The sequence below is a fragment of the Parafrankia elaeagni genome (assembly GCF_000374165.1).
Classification (GTDB): Bacteria; Actinomycetota; Actinomycetes; order Frankiales; family Frankiaceae; genus Parafrankia; species Parafrankia elaeagni.
On record NZ_KB893714.1, the window covers coordinates 93,146 to 107,465 of the forward strand.

Genomic DNA, 14,320 nt, shown 5'->3' on the forward strand with positions numbered 1-14,320 from the left:
GAAACCCGTCGGTCACGGCACCGCGCTGGTCTCGGCACCAGCCCATCCTCAGGTCACAGGTCAGCCGAGCAGGTCAGCCGAAGGTGGGGAACTCCGGGCCGAAGACAGCGCCCCACAGGCTCACGGCCTCCTCGTGGTTCCCGGCACGCTCGGCCGCCACCGCTCGCTGGGCGTAGATCCGTGCCTGCCGGACGCCCGCCCCCAGGTCCTGGAGGTCGTCCGGACGCAGGTAGCTGGACAGGTCACCGCGGATGTCCGACGGATCGCCGACGGCGAGACCCACCTCGTCCATGTAGCGGAACACCTCGGCGACGCCCTGGCGGGTGTTGAGCCCGCGGCCGGCAAGCACCTGCCCGGCGAGCGCCTCGATGTGGAAGGAACGCAGGTGGCTTCCACAGACCCGGTTCCACGCCTTCAGCAGCCGTACCGCGGAGATCACCCGGGGGCCGAGGTCCATGGTCCAGCTGGCGTGCCGCTCGGGCCTGGTGGGCAGCCAGCCCCCGATCCGGTCCGGAATGACGTAGCCGGCACGCGGATGGTCGAACGCGGGCACGAGGTGGACGTCCGGAGCGGCGTCGTACACGATGCGCAGCGCCTGGCCGCGGGTGCCGATCGTCTGCACCCGGTCACCGCCGATGGCGTTGCGGACGCAGACGAGCAGGTCCCGGGAATCCCACCGGAAGCGCTTCCACGCGCTGTTCGCGGCGCTGAAGACCACGAAGATGTCCACCTCGTCGAGCGGGCGGATCATCGTGTCGCGCCCGGCCGAGCCGATGGTGGCGACGCCGACCAGCGGCAGCGCGCAGCGCGGCGGGAAGATGGACCGCAGCGCCCGCTCGGCCTCGGCCCGACGGCCGTCGATCACCGCGCGGTCCTCCTCACTGAGCCGAACGAGATCGTCCAGCTTGGCGAAGGCGCGCGCCGTGGTGCCGACGAGCAGCGGGCCGGTCACCGGACCGGTCACCGGATTGATCGGCGACGCACCGGTGACCGCCGGGCCCGGCGGCGGCGCGGCCGCCTGCTCGTCGACGGGGAAGAGGGTGTTGGGCTTCCCGGGCGCCGAGCCGGCCGGCCGCCGCCAGTGCGGCGGAATGATCAGATGGTCGTAGGTGACCTCGCTCGACAGAGTTCCAGTGGGAACTCCTTGACGGGCATCCACGCTCATCGTGCCGACCTCCCAGGGACGCGGGTGACGCAATCGTGCGGGTACCCCTGCCAGACCACGACGTGCCCCCCAGGACGTCGTTGATGCCGTTGGCCGGAGTCGGCGGGCCGACTACCGGTTGCGACATCGACTCCTATGGTGCCCCAGGACGTCACGTTCTGAACAGGGGGCTGTTGTATCGGCGTGTCCGGCCGGGCCCTGGCGTCCACGAAACCACGAAGAAACCCTGTCGGATTGCCGACACCCCGAGCCCTGAAGGGTTCTCAGGGATACCACCTCTGGGGGGTGAGACGAAAGCTTTGACCAGCTCTTATGGCACGTTCGGGGGATACGGGAGCCTGCTCGCCCGCCCCGGGCCCGCCGCGCCGGCCCTGGCACCCCACCCGGCAGGGGGCCCGCGGCCAGGGAAACCGGGCCGACCGCAGCACCACCAAATCTTACGTTGCGTTACTGATCACCGAGAGAACAACCCTGCCACGACAGGGCCACCCCGAACGGTCAGACAGGCGGACGGATCCACAGCCGACGGCGCTCGGTGAGCAGGACGCCGGTCGGCACGAAGGCGGTCGACTGCGCCAGCCGTTTTCCCACCACATCCCCAACGCGGACCCGGGTCCCGACGATCACCCCACGCGATTCCAGCCAGCCCGCCAGGACACGAACGGCCTCGCTGGCATAGCCGTCACGCCGATAGGTGTGGCTCACCCGCACCCCGATCGCAGCCCTGGCTCCGTGGGCGTCCGCCGCCAACAACCCCAGAGCTGCACCGTCCGTGTTGCGCAGCACCCAGGTCAGAATGCCCCGGCCCGCGCCCACCCGACGACGCAGCTCTCTGCGCACGCCGGTGGGATCGATGGCTGCGGAATCCGCCGGCCCGGCCGCGGCGGAGTCGAGCGCGCCGCCGAACAACTCGCCCGCGGCCAACCGGATCGGCTCGCCGCGACCGGCCGCGACCATGGCCTGCGCCAGTTCCTCGGCGACGAAACCGGAGTTCCAGACAGTCAGGGGAAGCGCGCGCATCCGCGCTGTCGTGAGGGTGGGCCCCTCACCCACGACGCGTAGGTTCCGTGACGCCGAGCAGCCCACGGTCGCGCAGCCAGGCGCCGGTGCGGCGCATGCCCTCGTCGAGATCCACCCGGGCCTGCCACCCGACGAGCTCGGTGATCCGCCGGCCGGAGACGGCACTGGCCCTGGTCAGATCCTGGATCGTCAGAGGCCCGAGATCCACCCGGATCCGCGGGTCCACATGGGAGGCCAACGCCGCGCCGAGGCCCCGCAGCACGCCGGGGCGGCGGGCCGTCGACGCGGGCCGGCGGCTCGGCAGGCGGTCCACCGCGTCGACGACCTCACACAGCCGGGCGGGGACGGATCTCGGTGGCCTGACCTCGGCCATTTCGGCGTAACGACCGAAGAAGTCGGCGGCCGTCGACGAGCCCGGGCCCGTCACATGCAGCACTTGGCCGGCCACGACGTCGGTGGGCGCGGAGGCGACGGCGGTCACCGCTGCCACCACGTCATCGACGTGGACGGGGCTGAGCTGGCCTCGCCCGCCGTCGACGAGGACGAAGCGGCCGGCGCGCATGAGCAGCACAGGCCACAGCGTCCAACGCCCGGCGCGCGGGCCGTAGGCGTCCGCGATCCGCAGCACTGTGACCGGCGCGCCGTGGGCCGCCGCCGCGCTGGCGGTCTGCTCGGCCGCCGCGATCGCGTCGGCGCGGGGCTCGCCGGTCAGGCCGATCGGCGCGGACTCGTCCGCCAGCGGCGGCGCGTCGTCGCCAAGCGCGCTCACACAGGACAGGTGGATGACCCGCCGGACACCGGCGCGCTGCGCAGCGTCCAGCACCGTCGCGGTGCCGCCGAGCAGCACCCTGCGCATCTGGGCGGCGGTGACCCTGCTCGGCGGCGTCGGACGCCCCGCCCGGACCGGGGTCAGTTCGCCCACGCCCCCCATACCGACCGCTGCGGCGTGGATAAGCAGGTCAGCGCCGTCGAGGGCCTTCTCCCAGTCGCCGGAGGTGGTGACATCGGCCAGGGTGATCCCGGGGCCGCGCCGGACGTCGAGTGCGACGACCTCGTCGCCGCGCCGGCGGAGCTCATGCGCCACGGCGCCGCCGAGGAATCCGGCCGCGCCGGTGACCACCGACCGAGCCAATAGCCCTCCCACCCGCTGCCCGACCACCCGGCTGGTCCGCGCTCCGCGCGCGCCGGTGGCCGGGACCCGACACACCAGTCCGTTCCGGACCCAGACAATACGTGATCTACTGGCGCCCACCCGGCCGGAGCGGGAGTACGAGGCAGCGGCCGTGCTCCGGTGCCTCGGCACCGGAGCGGCTACGGCGTGCCGAAGTCCTGAACCCAGTAGGTGCCGTAGTCGCCACCGCTCGCCCGCCCGACCCCCACCTGAGTGAGCTCGCAGTTCAGGATGTTAGCGCGGTGCCCCGGGCTGGCCATCCAGTCCGCCACCACGGAGGCCGGGGCCCGCTGCCCGGCCGCGAGATTCTCGGCGGCCACCGAGAAGGAGTACCCGGCCGCCGCGATCCGGTCGAACGGCGACCGGCCGTTCCGTGCCGTGTGATCGAAGTAGTTGCCGGCAGCCATGTCCTCGCTGTGTGCCTGTGCGGCTGCACTCAGCCGGACGTCGATCGCCAGCGGCGGGCAGCCGGCCGCGGCACGTTGGGCGTTGGTCCGCTCGACCAGCTCGGCGATGAGCGCCGTGTGATCCTCCCCGGTCCCGCCGGCGGACTCGACAGGACGTTCGCCGGACGCCGCCGGAACCGCGGGAGCCGGCTCGGCCGGGGTGGTTTCCGGACGTGACGGGACTGCGACGGTATCGGTCTCCGCCGTGCTGGCGCCGTCCACCGGTGCCGGTGCCGGTGCCGCTTCCGGAACCGAAGCTGGCACCGGTCGCGGGTCCACCGACGGCGCGCTGGTCGGCCCGGGGCGATCCTGGTCTGGACCGCCCGGATCGGGACCACCTGGAGCTGGATTCGCGCCAGGTGATGCGGCGCCATCCGGATCCGAGTGCGGAGCGCTGGAGTCCGAACCGCCCGGTTCCGCGCTGGAGCGGTCTGGTTCGGGCGGCACTGGTGCAGGTCGGGCCGCGCCGGCGGGAGCAGCCTCGGCGGGGGCGGCCAGCCCAGGTGCGGCTTCGGGCCGGGCGGGCCCGGTGCCGACCGCTCCGGATGGAGCTGGGACCGGAGCCGGAGCCGGAGCCGGGCGGCCGCCGAGCCCGGCGGGTTCCGCGGAACCGCGCGCCTGCGGCGGTGTCGTTCCTGACAACAGCGGTGTCGTTGCTGACGGCGGCGGGCCGGCCGCGGCATGCGCGTCGGCTCCGGGCGGGTTGGCGATCGGTACCCGCACGGCCCGCGGCGCGTCGGGGATGGCCAGGGCGGCCCGCCGGTCTCTGGAAGCCGGTGTGGGGCTCAGGTCGCCGCCGCCGGCGGAGCCGCCCGGCCGCGGGCCCGCCTCCGGTGGGAACGGCCCGCCCGTTCCCACGAGGACCGGCGGGGACCCCAGAAAGGCCACGCCTCGAGAAGGGACACCGACACCGGCCACGGCCACCAGCCCCAGCAGCACCACCGTCATGACCGCGCATCCACCGGCAGCACGGCGCTGCCGGGCGCGGCCGGACCAACGGACCACACGGAACGGCCGCAGCCGTCTCGAAGGCCGGGACGAGCCGGGCGCCCGGGGACGCTCAGGAGATGCTGACCGCATTCCGCCTTCTGTGTGGTCGGCAGTCTGACCGCCCGCCCGCCTGGTGGGATCGGCGATCAGTAACCGTACGGATCGGCCGCCGCCAGGACGAGCGACACCCACCCAGCAGGAAAGCCACCCGGACCCATCATGTCAACCGGCACTCGTTCCGCCTGTGCCCTCGGCGCCCCGCAGCCGCGCCACCCGGCGCCGGAGCAGTTCGCCGGCCACGCCGGCCAGGATGGAGACCACGATGACCACGATTCCGATCCACAACGCCGCGTCGCGCAGGCCCGGTACGGAAGACGCCGCGTAGCCGAGCAGGACGAGGCCGGTGCCCCACACCAGCGCCCCGGTGACCACCGCCACCCCGAAGCGGTGCCGGGGCATCGACACGGCACCTGCCAGCACCGGGGCGAAGGTCCGGGCCCAGGGGACGAAGCGCGCGGCGACGAGGGTGGCGGCACCGAACCGGCGGTAGAAGTCCTCGGTCCGGGCCAGCGCCGTGGTGTGTCTGCGCTCCAGGTACGGCCGACCGAGCCGACGACCTGTGATGTATCCCACAACGGCGCCGAGGGTGGCGGCCACCGGTACCCCGATCGCGATCACGACGATCGACACGTTCGCGGCCGGGTCGGCCGCCAGCAGACCTGCCGCGAACAGCACGGTGTCACCGGGAAGCCAGAAGCCGACCAAGACCCCGCTCTCGACGAATATCACCGCGAAGAGGATTGCGTACAGGGTCATCCCAGACAGGCTCTCGATGTCCACCGACCCAGTCTGCCGGCCGGCGGCAACCCCGAGGCGACATCCGAGCAGCATCCGGCGATGTCGCGTGGAACCACACCCGTCCGAGCCGGGTGACGACATACCCTTCGGCCAACACCTGCCGTCGGCACGCGTCGGGCGCGACCGGTCTCCGGGTATCCGGGGCCCGGTGGCGGGTTCGGCGGCGCGTCCGGTGTCACGGCCAACGGTGGCTTCGCGCCACCTGGCGGCCGGGCGCCCCTACACCTTTCGAGGAGCTCCACCGATGCCCATCGCCAGCCCAGACGTCTACGCCGAGATGCTCAGCCGGGCGAAGTCGAACGCTTACGCCTACCCCGCCATCAACGTGACATCCTCGCAGACCCTCAATGCCGCGCTGCGGGGCTTCGCCGAAGCCGGCAGCGACGGAATCGTCCAGGTATCGACCGGTGGCGCCGAATTCCTCTCGGGAACCACCATCAAGAACATGGTGCTCGGGGCCGAGGCTCTCGCCGAGTACGCGCATCATGTCGCCAAGGCCTACCCCGTAAACATCGCTCTGCACACGGACCACTGCCCTGCGGACAAGCTGGACACCTATATTCGCCCGCTCATCGCCATCTCTCGGGAACGTGTGTCGCAGGGACGCGACCCACTTTTTCAGTCCCACATGTGGGACGGCTCCGCGGTGGAGCTGGAGGAAAATCTCAAAATTGCGGACGAGCTCCTCGCCGACTGTCGCGCCGCGCGTATCGTTCTCGAGGTCGAAATCGGTGTCGTGGGTGGCGAGGAGGACGGCGTCGTCGGCGCGATCGACGAGAAGCTCTACACCACCCCCGGTGACATGTTCCGCACCGCGGAGGTGCTGGGCACCGGGGAGAAGGGAAGCTACATGCTGGCCGCGACCTTCGGCAACGTCCACGGCGTGTACAAGCCCGGAAACGTCAAGCTCCGCCCCTCGATCCTCCGGGAGGGCCAGGAGCATGTTGCGGGGAAGCTCGGACTCGCGGCCGACGCCAAGCCGTTCAACCTCGTCTTCCACGGCGGAAGCGGGTCAGATCTCTCGGAGATCCGCGAGACGCTCGACTACGGCGTCATCAAGATGAATGTGGACACAGACACCCAGTACGCCTTCACCCGACCCATCGCGGACCACATGTTCCGTAACTACGACGGCGTCCTGAAGGTGGACGGCGAGGTCGGGGTCAAGAAGGCCTACGACCCGCGCACCTACGGGAAGGCCGCCGAGACGGCGATGGCCGCCCGTGTGGCCCAGGCCTGTGAGGACCTCCGATCGAACGGCCGCTCGATCGGGGTCTGACCCGCAGGCCCGGACGAGGGTCCGCTTTCGTTCTCCCGGGGGCGCTCGTGTCCCCCGGGAGTATCCCTCCCGCGGCAGCGCATCTCCGGCGCACCGCACGACACCCCACCGCCCCACCGCACCCTCCTCGCCTCTTCACCTCTTCACTGTGCATCGGCACCTCTTCACTGTGCATCGGCGCTCCGGGCGGCCGGGTGTCCGTCGCCCGGACCGGTCACCCGAGCCGTGTGACGACACACCCGCCGGCTGATACCGCGCACCGATGACCATCCGCACCGCCCGTCCGCCGGGTTGAAGGAGTGGACGGCCGGTCCGCCCGGCGGCATCCCAGAAAGATCGTGCGCTGCTCCGGCGCACGACTTCCCGGTATAACCGCCCAGGGCACCATCAAGGGCACAGTGGTCCGCCCCGTCCGCCCCGTCCGCCCCGTCCGCCCCGTCCGCCCCGTCCGCGCGGCTGGTGCCGGCGGGCCTCGTCCTGGCCGAACCAGCCCCGAGTGGCCGGACCAGCGCTGAGCCGACGTCCGCGGCCGGGTGTGCACCAGGCGCCTGCGCCGCACCCCCACGAACGGGCCGTGGCCGCAATGTGTCCTCTTCTCCAGCAGTAGTCCCACCGTGTCCGGACTCCCGTGCGGTCGTACCGCGGACCCCATCCACCCCGATACGACCCTCCGAGATTAAAGAGACACAGAGAGGCATCAAGCGGGTCGGGGGCGCGCGGCTCCGCAGGGCCGCGCGGAGACCTAGCAAGATCCGCAAGACCGGAGTGGGAGCGTCACTCGACGCACCCGGGGGGCGCCCCAGCACTCCGGACACGGCAACGCAAGATACGTTTGAGTTAACACATAGTTACAGTTGCGTATCTCACATCACGCGGCACGCGCAGCCCCATCAGCACGACGATATGGATTCTTTGACCCGCGGCCGACAGCGCGTCGCCGACCGGTCAGCGTCGACGCATATTCCGGTCGATTGACCACAGCACAGGCATTGCCCGCGATCTTTCGCGAGTGTGATCAGCCGTCTCTAATCGCCCGCCCCGGAGCGTCAGCCAAGTTAATGAGCGCGCCTGCGCGCGCGATACCAGCGGTCTCGGCGGACCTCAAGGAGGCTCGCCGCAGTGTGCTCTTCTTCACGTAGGGCATTCAATGCTTGTCGCCGGGCCGGACAGCGTGGTTATGGTCTTCGCCGTGCCCGGAGACAGGCCGGGCACCCGACGGGTGGCACGCCGAATCCCTGCCCCCATCCGCCGGAAACAGAAACCCGATGGCAGGAGCGGGGGAACCAAATCCCGGGCGCCGAAGTCAGGCGTCCTTGGGGTGAAGCCGCGAGGCCGACGACACCGATGAAGAAAATTCTTCCTCGCTGCCGAAGGCACAGGATTTCCGGAGTTCCTGGCACGCGGCCGGGCTTGTTCCCTGCCCGAACCCGACAGCTCACCTCGCAGGCGTGGGGAAGGAAAACTCACGCATGTCCGACGCACGTACCAGTGGCCGACAACGCCGCAGCAGTACCCGCAGCCGGGCCCGCACCTTCGTCCCCGCAACCGCCCTTGTAGCGGCGGTCGGAGGCACAATCGCCATCAGCCAACCGGCGAGTGCCGCGACGACCTGGGAAGGTCTGCGGCAATGCGAGTCCGGTGGCAACTACACGACGAACACCGGTAACGGCTACTATGGCGCTTACCAGTTCTCCCCCAGTACCTGGCGCAGCCTCGGGTACGCCGGGCTCCCACACACGGCTCCGCCCGCCGTGCAGGACGAGGCAGCCCTGAAGCTCGCGCTCCGCTCCGGGTTCGGCCAGTGGCCGGTCTGCGGCAGCGGAATGAGCGGCAGCCAGCTCCTTCCCGGTTCCTCGTCGTCAGGCGCAGGCAGCCAGGCCTCCCGCGTGGCGGAGCGCACATCTCTGGTCGCACAACCCGCCACCGCGGGTCTGCCGACCCTGGGGCGGAACTACGCCCCGTCCGTTCACAACCAGGTCAGCGACGAGGTCAGGACCTGGCAGAGCAAAATGAACGCGCTCGGATACCCACTCACGGTTGACGGTTGTTACGGGCCTCTGTCCGCGGCCGCGGCGCGTGACTTCCAAACGGCACGTGGCCTGATCGCCGACGGGATCCTTGGGCCACAGACCTGGGCGGCCACCTTCGGCTGACGCCCTTGTCCCACGCAGCGGACCGCCCGGTCACCTGCCCGCGCCCGCCTACCGGCGAACACGGCGCGCTGGCCGACTGCCACCGGACACGTTGCGCCATTCCGCGAAGGCCGCCAGTTCTCCCCGCCAGGCCCTGCCAACCGACCGGGGAACCGGCTGGACGACGCGCATCCCATGCGAGCACAGATCACCTCCGGGCCCGGCGCCTTCCCTGCCGGCCTGCCTCAGGCCGAGCCCACGCGCCGACTTCCCCGCCCCGATCCGGACAGACCCTGTTCCGGGCAGCCCGAGGGCCCTGGATGCAACCGCACTCGCACCTGCCAATCGCAGCCGCCCCGTCACCACGCGGCCGCTGACCGGTCTCCTCTGATGTGCGACGGACCGACCGCCCGGCGTTGACCCCGCCGCAGGCGGCGGAACGCGACGCGGACCGCCCCAACGATCCGCGTGTCGCAGCACCGGGCGGCTCCCGCCACAGCAAGATCAGTACGGTGGCGGGGGCCTTACCACCATCTCGGGCCGTGGGTACCGGTCACAACGATGCGGAGGTTCCCCCGCGGTCCTTCTCCACGACCGCCGCCGCACCGCCCGCCGCCGCACCGCCCGTCGCCGCGCCGAGCCACGCCAACAACACCGGTCCTGGCCAGACCGACGCCGCCACACGCCGGTGACCCCGGCGGGCGAGCGTGGCTCGGCGCGATCCCCCGGCAGTCCCGCCCCGTGCCCCCGGGCGCTCACATCTCCTTCACGACCACCCCGTACCAGTTCACGACCACCCCGGTACCAGCCCGCCGCCACCCCGGCCAGCCCGACGGGTTCACGCCCAGCTCGACGGGACATCCACAACGACCGCATCCGGCCGGTCCGCGCCGGACGGGACCCGCCGCGTGACGCCCGTCGTGGTAGCGGTAACGTTGTCAGGATGAGGCGTGATGACCGCCTCATCCTTCTGTAGGGGAAAACAACCCCTTCGGGTGACTTTCATGTGGTCCTTCTGGATACCTCACAACCACCCGGATTTGCGCCGCCCAGGTAGATCTCGCTACAGTTCCGCCCACTCGCCTCCCCCGGGGCGAGGTCGCGTGGACGGACGCCGAGTCCTGCCCCCGTCCACCCGGCCGGAACGAGAGCGGACGACACAAGGGCAGGAGCGGGGGACCCACATCCGGGCGTGCACCACGCGCCCTAGGGGTTAAGCCACTGCCACAGGTACCGCCAGGAGCGCAGCCGTCCTCAGGGACGGGCCTCCGGCACCCTGGGCGGCGACCGGGCAGCTTCCAGCCCGAACCCGACAGCTCACCCCGCAGGCGACGGGAAGGACACCTGATGCGGTCGCACGATCGTGATCCCGTCCGTTCGAACGGCCGCGGCGGCAGACACCGCGCCGTGCAGCCACCCTCGGCGGCCACTCGCGCGCTGCGGACCACCGGAGCCGTCACGGCACTGGTCGGCACCGGGCTCGCCGTCACCGCGGCCCCGGCCGGGGCCGCCACCGCCGAGGACTTCAGCCGGCTGCGTCAGTGCGAGTCAAGTGGCAACTACGCCATCAACACGGGCAACGGCTTCTACGGGGCCTACCAGTTCGACCAGCGCACCTGGACGGGGCTCGGCTACCCCGGCCGGCCGGACCAGGCACCGCCCGCGATGCAGGACGAGGCGGCCTACAAGCTCTACAACAGCCGTGGCTGGTCGCCGTGGCCAGGCTGCACCAGCAAGCTCGGCCTCACCCGCAACGGCCCGGCACCGACGTCCTCGGGTGCCGGTGGCGATGTCATCGCCCAGGCGCTGACACCTGCCGAGCCGCCCATGACCCTCGACCGGGCGCGGTCCGAGGTCGGCAGCAGCTTCGGCGGCGAGGCGCTCAACGTCGGTATGGGCGACGAGGTCCGCGCCGACGCCTTCGTGTGGCAGGCGGAGATGCGCGAGCGCAGGTTCGTCCTGACCGTCGACGGCAAGTTCGGCCCGGAGTCGCAGGGCATCGCCGCCCTGTACTCGTACCTGACGAGAGTCAGCGACGGCCAGGCCGGTGTGGTCGGGCAGAACCTCTGGAGCGCGACAGTCAACGGCTGACGGGCGACAGGCCCCGCCTTGGCGGGCCCTCCCCCGGGCCTCATGCCTGTCTGGCAGGTCGCGCTATGCCTGTCTGGCACGAGGCCCTCCTGCTTCGTCCCCAGAACTGATCAGAGCTGATCAGAGCTGATCCAGCGCGGTTCCGCCGGGCCGCACCGCCCGGCGACGGTGGCGGGCGGGCGGGCGTCCGGCAGGATGGTGCCCATGACGACACCGCCCGCAAACCCGAACCTGTTGTCGGGCCCGCCGCCCACGCTGCTGCCGTCGGACGCGACGGTGGCTGAGGCGGTCGCCTCCGGTGCCGCCGCGGAGACCATCGCCGCCCGCTTTCCCGCTGCGAGCATCGGCTGGGCGCTCCTCGCCGAAGAGGCGATGCGGGACGGTCGGCCGGTGGCGGCGTACGCCTACGCGCGGACCGGCTATCACCGGGGCCTCGACCAGCTGCGGCGCTCCGGCTGGAAGGGGCATGGGCCCGTCCCGTGGTCCCATGAGCCGAACCGCGGGTTCCTGCGCGCGCTCGCCGCGCTGTCCCGCGCCGCCGCGGAGATCGGCGAGACGGACGAGGCCGCCCGGTGCCGGCAGTTCCTCGGCGACAGCGACCCGGTGGCTGTGCGTGAACTCGGCCTCGCATAGTCACCGGCAAGGCACCTGACGTGACCGGCTGGCCCGGCTCTCTTCCGGACGGGCCCCGACGGGCCGATATCCCTAGTAACCTCGCCCGGTGCCCGCTCTAGTCCTCATCGGCGCCCAGTGGGGTGACGAGGGAAAAGGAAAGGCGACCGACCTGCTGGGCGGCGCCGTCGACTACGTCGTCCGCTACCAGGGCGGTAACAACGCCGGCCACACCGTCGTGATCGGTACGGAGAGCTACGCTCTGCACCTGATCCCGTCCGGTGTGCTCCGCACGGACTGCGTACCCGTGATCGGAAACGGTGTCGTCATCGACCCCGGCGTGCTGCTCGCCGAAATGGACGGGCTACAGGCCCGGGGGGTCGATGTCACCCGGCTTCTGATCAGCGCCGACGCGCACCTGATCATGCCGCATCATCGCGCGCTGGACCGGGTCACCGAGCGGTATCTGGGCAAGGCCCGGATCGGCACGACAGGCCGCGGCATCGGGCCCGCCTACGGCGACAAGGTGGCCCGTACCGGCATCCGTGTGCAGGATCTGCTCGACCCGGGCATCTTCCGGCAGAAGCTGGAACTCGCGCTGCGGGAGAAGAACCAGGTCCTGACGAAGGTCTACAACCGGCGCCGGATCGAGGTCGACGAGGTCGTCGAGGAGTACGCCGCCTACGCGCGGCGGCTGACTCCGCACATCGCCGACACCGGCCTGCTGCTCGACACCGCCCTGCGCGACGGCAAGGTCGTCCTGCTCGAAGGCTCGCAGGGCACCCTGCTGGACGTCGACCATGGCACGTATCCGTTCGTGACCTCCTCGAACCCGACGGCTGGCTACGCGGCGACCGGCGCGGGGATCGGCCCGACCCGCATCAGCCGGGTCGTCGGGATCATCAAGGCCTACACCACGCGGGTGGGGTCCGGCCCGTTCCCGACCGAACTGGACGACAAGGTCGGCGAGGAGCTACGCCGCATCGGCGGCGAGTTCGGGGTGACCACCGGGCGCGCTCGCCGCACCGGCTGGTTCGATGCGGTGATCGCCCGGTACGCGGTGCGGGTCAACGGCCTCACCGACCTCTTCCTCACCAAGCTCGACGTGCTCTCGGGCTTCGACACCGTGCCGGTCTGCGTCGGCTATGAGATCAACGGCCGGCGGACCGACGAGATGCCGATGACCCAGACGGACTTCCACCACGCGAAGCCGATCTACGAGGAACTGCCCGGCTGGCACGAGGACATCTCTCAGGTCACCGAGTTCGACGATCTTCCGGAGGCGGCGCGGGCCTACGTGTCGACGATCGAGGAGATGGCGGGCGCCCCGGTGTCGGCCGTCGGCGTCGGCCCGGGTCGCACACAGACCCTGGTGATCAACGAGCTCATCTGACGCGAGGGCTACACGCCAGGCGCCGTTCCCCGCCCGGCTTGCACTACGGAGAGCTACGGTCGACGCTTGTAACGTCACAGTGGGCGACGACCGGGGGTGATACCGATGGCGGGGCTACCACCACGTGCCTCCTGGGATGACGAGGGCACCGACACCACCGACAACGCATCGGCCCCGTCGACGGAACTCGCCACGACCGCCCCGAACGCCCTGAGTGCGCCGACCGCGCCGCGCCAGCCGAGCCCCGCGCGCTGGTCGCCGACGGTCCGGCCGGACAGCCCGTTGCGACGCGGGATCGACCCGGCCACCTGGCCGGTCGGGTTCTCCCCCACCGGGGAGGCACTCCCGGAGACGCTGACCGACGTCCTGCTGCGCGGCAGCCACGCGATCCGCAGCTCGAAGCGCGCCGAGGCCCTGCGGCTGGAGCGGGCCGCGGCGATCGCCGATCATGTCGAAGCCCAGATCCTGGACTTTCTGACGTTCTGCGCGACGGAGGATCTGGTTCCTCCGGTCATCGTCCGCACGAACGGGCGCCGCCCGGACCGGGCCTGGGAAAGTGACCTGGCGGCCGGTCTCCCGGGACGGTCGCACGGGCCCGCCGCCACCGAGGAGGCCGGGCTCGACGAGGACGAGGGCCAGGACCAGGACCAGGACCAGGACGACGATGATCGCGCTCCCGGTCACGACGATCCCGCCGGGACCGATGACGCGACACGGCGGCCGCCCACGGCCCGCCGCCGGGCACCGCGGGCGGGAACGCCGTCCGGGCACCGGCGGCGGTTGCGACGGGAGCGGCTGCAGGCCTGGCCGCTCCTCTACTGGCGGTGTGAGAGCTTCCCCGCGCCCGGCCGGTCCCTGCACCTGTTCGTCGAGCCCGGCGGGCGCACCTTCGAGGGCCGGGACGACCCGGCCCCGCTGACCGTGCTCGGCCGGGAGGTCCGGGTGTGGCAGGTCGACGCCCCCGCGATCGTCGCGGGCATGGCCGAGGTGGATGCCCGACGCTGCGCGCTGCACCTGGTGCACGGGATGGCCCACATGCTGTGGCAGGCGGGGGTCGGCCTGTAAGCCTGGTGGAGCATGGACGTCCGATGCCGACGGCGGCGTGACCGTGGTCTCGTGTTGCGCCAGCGCAAACGGCCGTTGCCGAGGCCGGCCGGAGCCCG

General features: G+C 71.4%; 11 protein-coding genes and 1 riboswitch. Of the genes, 6 read left to right on the forward strand and 5 right to left on the reverse strand.

Translation table 11 applies throughout. From position 1 onward, the window contains the following. Positions 1–73: 73 nt before the first annotated feature. The 5 genes from B207_RS0109295 to B207_RS0109315 all read right to left on the reverse strand — a co-directional run bounded on the left by B207_RS0109295 (position 74) and on the right by B207_RS0109315 (position 5,683). Positions 74–1,165, reverse strand: coding sequence for a nucleotidyltransferase domain-containing protein (locus B207_RS0109295; protein WP_018636251.1), 1,092 nt, complete (start codon positions 1,163–1,165; stop codon positions 74–76). Positions 1,166–1,663: 498 nt separating this feature from the next. Next, positions 1,664–2,218: a hypothetical protein gene (locus B207_RS0109300; RefSeq protein ID WP_026310866.1), complete on the reverse strand. Its 555-nt coding sequence runs from the start codon at positions 2,216–2,218 to the stop codon at positions 1,664–1,666. After that, the gene (locus tag B207_RS0109305) at positions 2,211–3,317 is read right to left on the reverse strand and encodes an NAD-dependent epimerase/dehydratase family protein (protein WP_026310867.1); all 1,107 of its coding nucleotides are present in this window, start codon (positions 3,315–3,317) and stop codon (positions 2,211–2,213) included. Before B207_RS0109305 ends, B207_RS0109300 begins: the two co-directional genes overlap by 8 nt. 179 nt (positions 3,318–3,496) lie before the next feature. Then, positions 3,497–4,066 carry a CAP domain-containing protein gene (locus B207_RS41230; RefSeq protein WP_230204932.1) on the reverse strand — a complete coding sequence of 190 codons (570 nt, stop codon included), beginning with the start codon at positions 4,064–4,066 and terminating at the stop codon, positions 3,497–3,499. A gap of 948 nt (positions 4,067–5,014) precedes the next feature. Next, positions 5,015–5,683 (reverse strand): DedA family protein, encoded by a 669-nt coding sequence (locus B207_RS0109315; RefSeq protein ID WP_018636257.1) that lies wholly within the window; start codon positions 5,681–5,683, stop codon positions 5,015–5,017. 211 nt (positions 5,684–5,894) lie between these two features. Here B207_RS0109315 and fbaA point away from each other — a divergent pair, with 211 nt between their 5' ends. The 6 genes from fbaA to B207_RS0109355 all read left to right on the forward strand — a co-directional run bounded on the left by fbaA (position 5,895) and on the right by B207_RS0109355 (position 14,222). Continuing rightward, complete coding sequence (fbaA, locus tag B207_RS0109320) at positions 5,895–6,929, forward strand: class II fructose-bisphosphate aldolase (protein ID WP_018636258.1); 1,035 nt, start codon at positions 5,895–5,897, stop codon at positions 6,927–6,929. A 1,236-nt stretch (positions 6,930–8,165) separates the two neighbouring features. Further along, a riboswitch (cyclic di-AMP (ydaO/yuaA leader) is annotated at positions 8,166–8,393 on the forward strand. Positions 8,394–8,398: 5 nt separating this feature from the next. After that, positions 8,399–9,082 carry a transglycosylase family protein gene (locus B207_RS0109325; RefSeq protein ID WP_018636259.1) on the forward strand — a complete coding sequence of 228 codons (684 nt, stop codon included), beginning with the start codon at positions 8,399–8,401 and terminating at the stop codon, positions 9,080–9,082. 1,326 nt (positions 9,083–10,408) lie between these two features. After that, positions 10,409–11,152: a transglycosylase family protein gene (locus tag B207_RS0109335; protein ID WP_018636261.1), complete on the forward strand. Its 744-nt coding sequence runs from the start codon at positions 10,409–10,411 to the stop codon at positions 11,150–11,152. Positions 11,153–11,356: 204 nt separating this feature from the next. Next, positions 11,357–11,785, forward strand: a complete 429-nt coding sequence (locus B207_RS0109345) for a DUF3151 domain-containing protein (RefSeq protein ID WP_026310869.1) — start codon at positions 11,357–11,359, stop codon at positions 11,783–11,785. 88 nt (positions 11,786–11,873) lie between these two features. Further along, positions 11,874–13,157 carry an adenylosuccinate synthase gene (locus B207_RS0109350; protein ID WP_018636264.1) on the forward strand — a complete coding sequence of 428 codons (1,284 nt, stop codon included), beginning with the start codon at positions 11,874–11,876 and terminating at the stop codon, positions 13,155–13,157. A gap of 105 nt (positions 13,158–13,262) precedes the next feature. Next, positions 13,263–14,222 carry a hypothetical protein gene (locus B207_RS0109355; RefSeq protein ID WP_018636265.1) on the forward strand — a complete coding sequence of 320 codons (960 nt, stop codon included), beginning with the start codon at positions 13,263–13,265 and terminating at the stop codon, positions 14,220–14,222. Positions 14,223–14,320: the final 98 nt, after the last annotated feature.

Excerpts from the sequence above, each read along its gene's own strand:
- B207_RS0109355 (WP_018636265.1), top strand. The coding sequence starts at position 13,263 with ATGGCGGGGCTACCACCACGTGCCTCCTGGGATGACGAGGGCACCGAC.
- B207_RS0109325 (WP_018636259.1), top strand. The coding sequence starts at position 8,399 with ATGTCCGACGCACGTACCAGTGGCCGACAACGCCGCAGCAGTACCCGC.
- fbaA (WP_018636258.1), top strand. The coding sequence starts at position 5,895 with ATGCCCATCGCCAGCCCAGACGTCTACGCCGAGATGCTCAGCCGGGCG.
- B207_RS0109315 (WP_018636257.1), bottom strand. The coding sequence starts at position 5,683 with ATGCTGCTCGGATGTCGCCTCGGGGTTGCCGCCGGCCGGCAGACTGGG.
- B207_RS0109335 (WP_018636261.1), top strand. The coding sequence starts at position 10,409 with ATGCGGTCGCACGATCGTGATCCCGTCCGTTCGAACGGCCGCGGCGGC.
- B207_RS0109295 (WP_018636251.1), bottom strand. The coding sequence starts at position 1,165 with ATGAGCGTGGATGCCCGTCAAGGAGTTCCCACTGGAACTCTGTCGAGC.
- B207_RS0109345 (WP_026310869.1), top strand. The coding sequence starts at position 11,357 with ATGACGACACCGCCCGCAAACCCGAACCTGTTGTCGGGCCCGCCGCCC.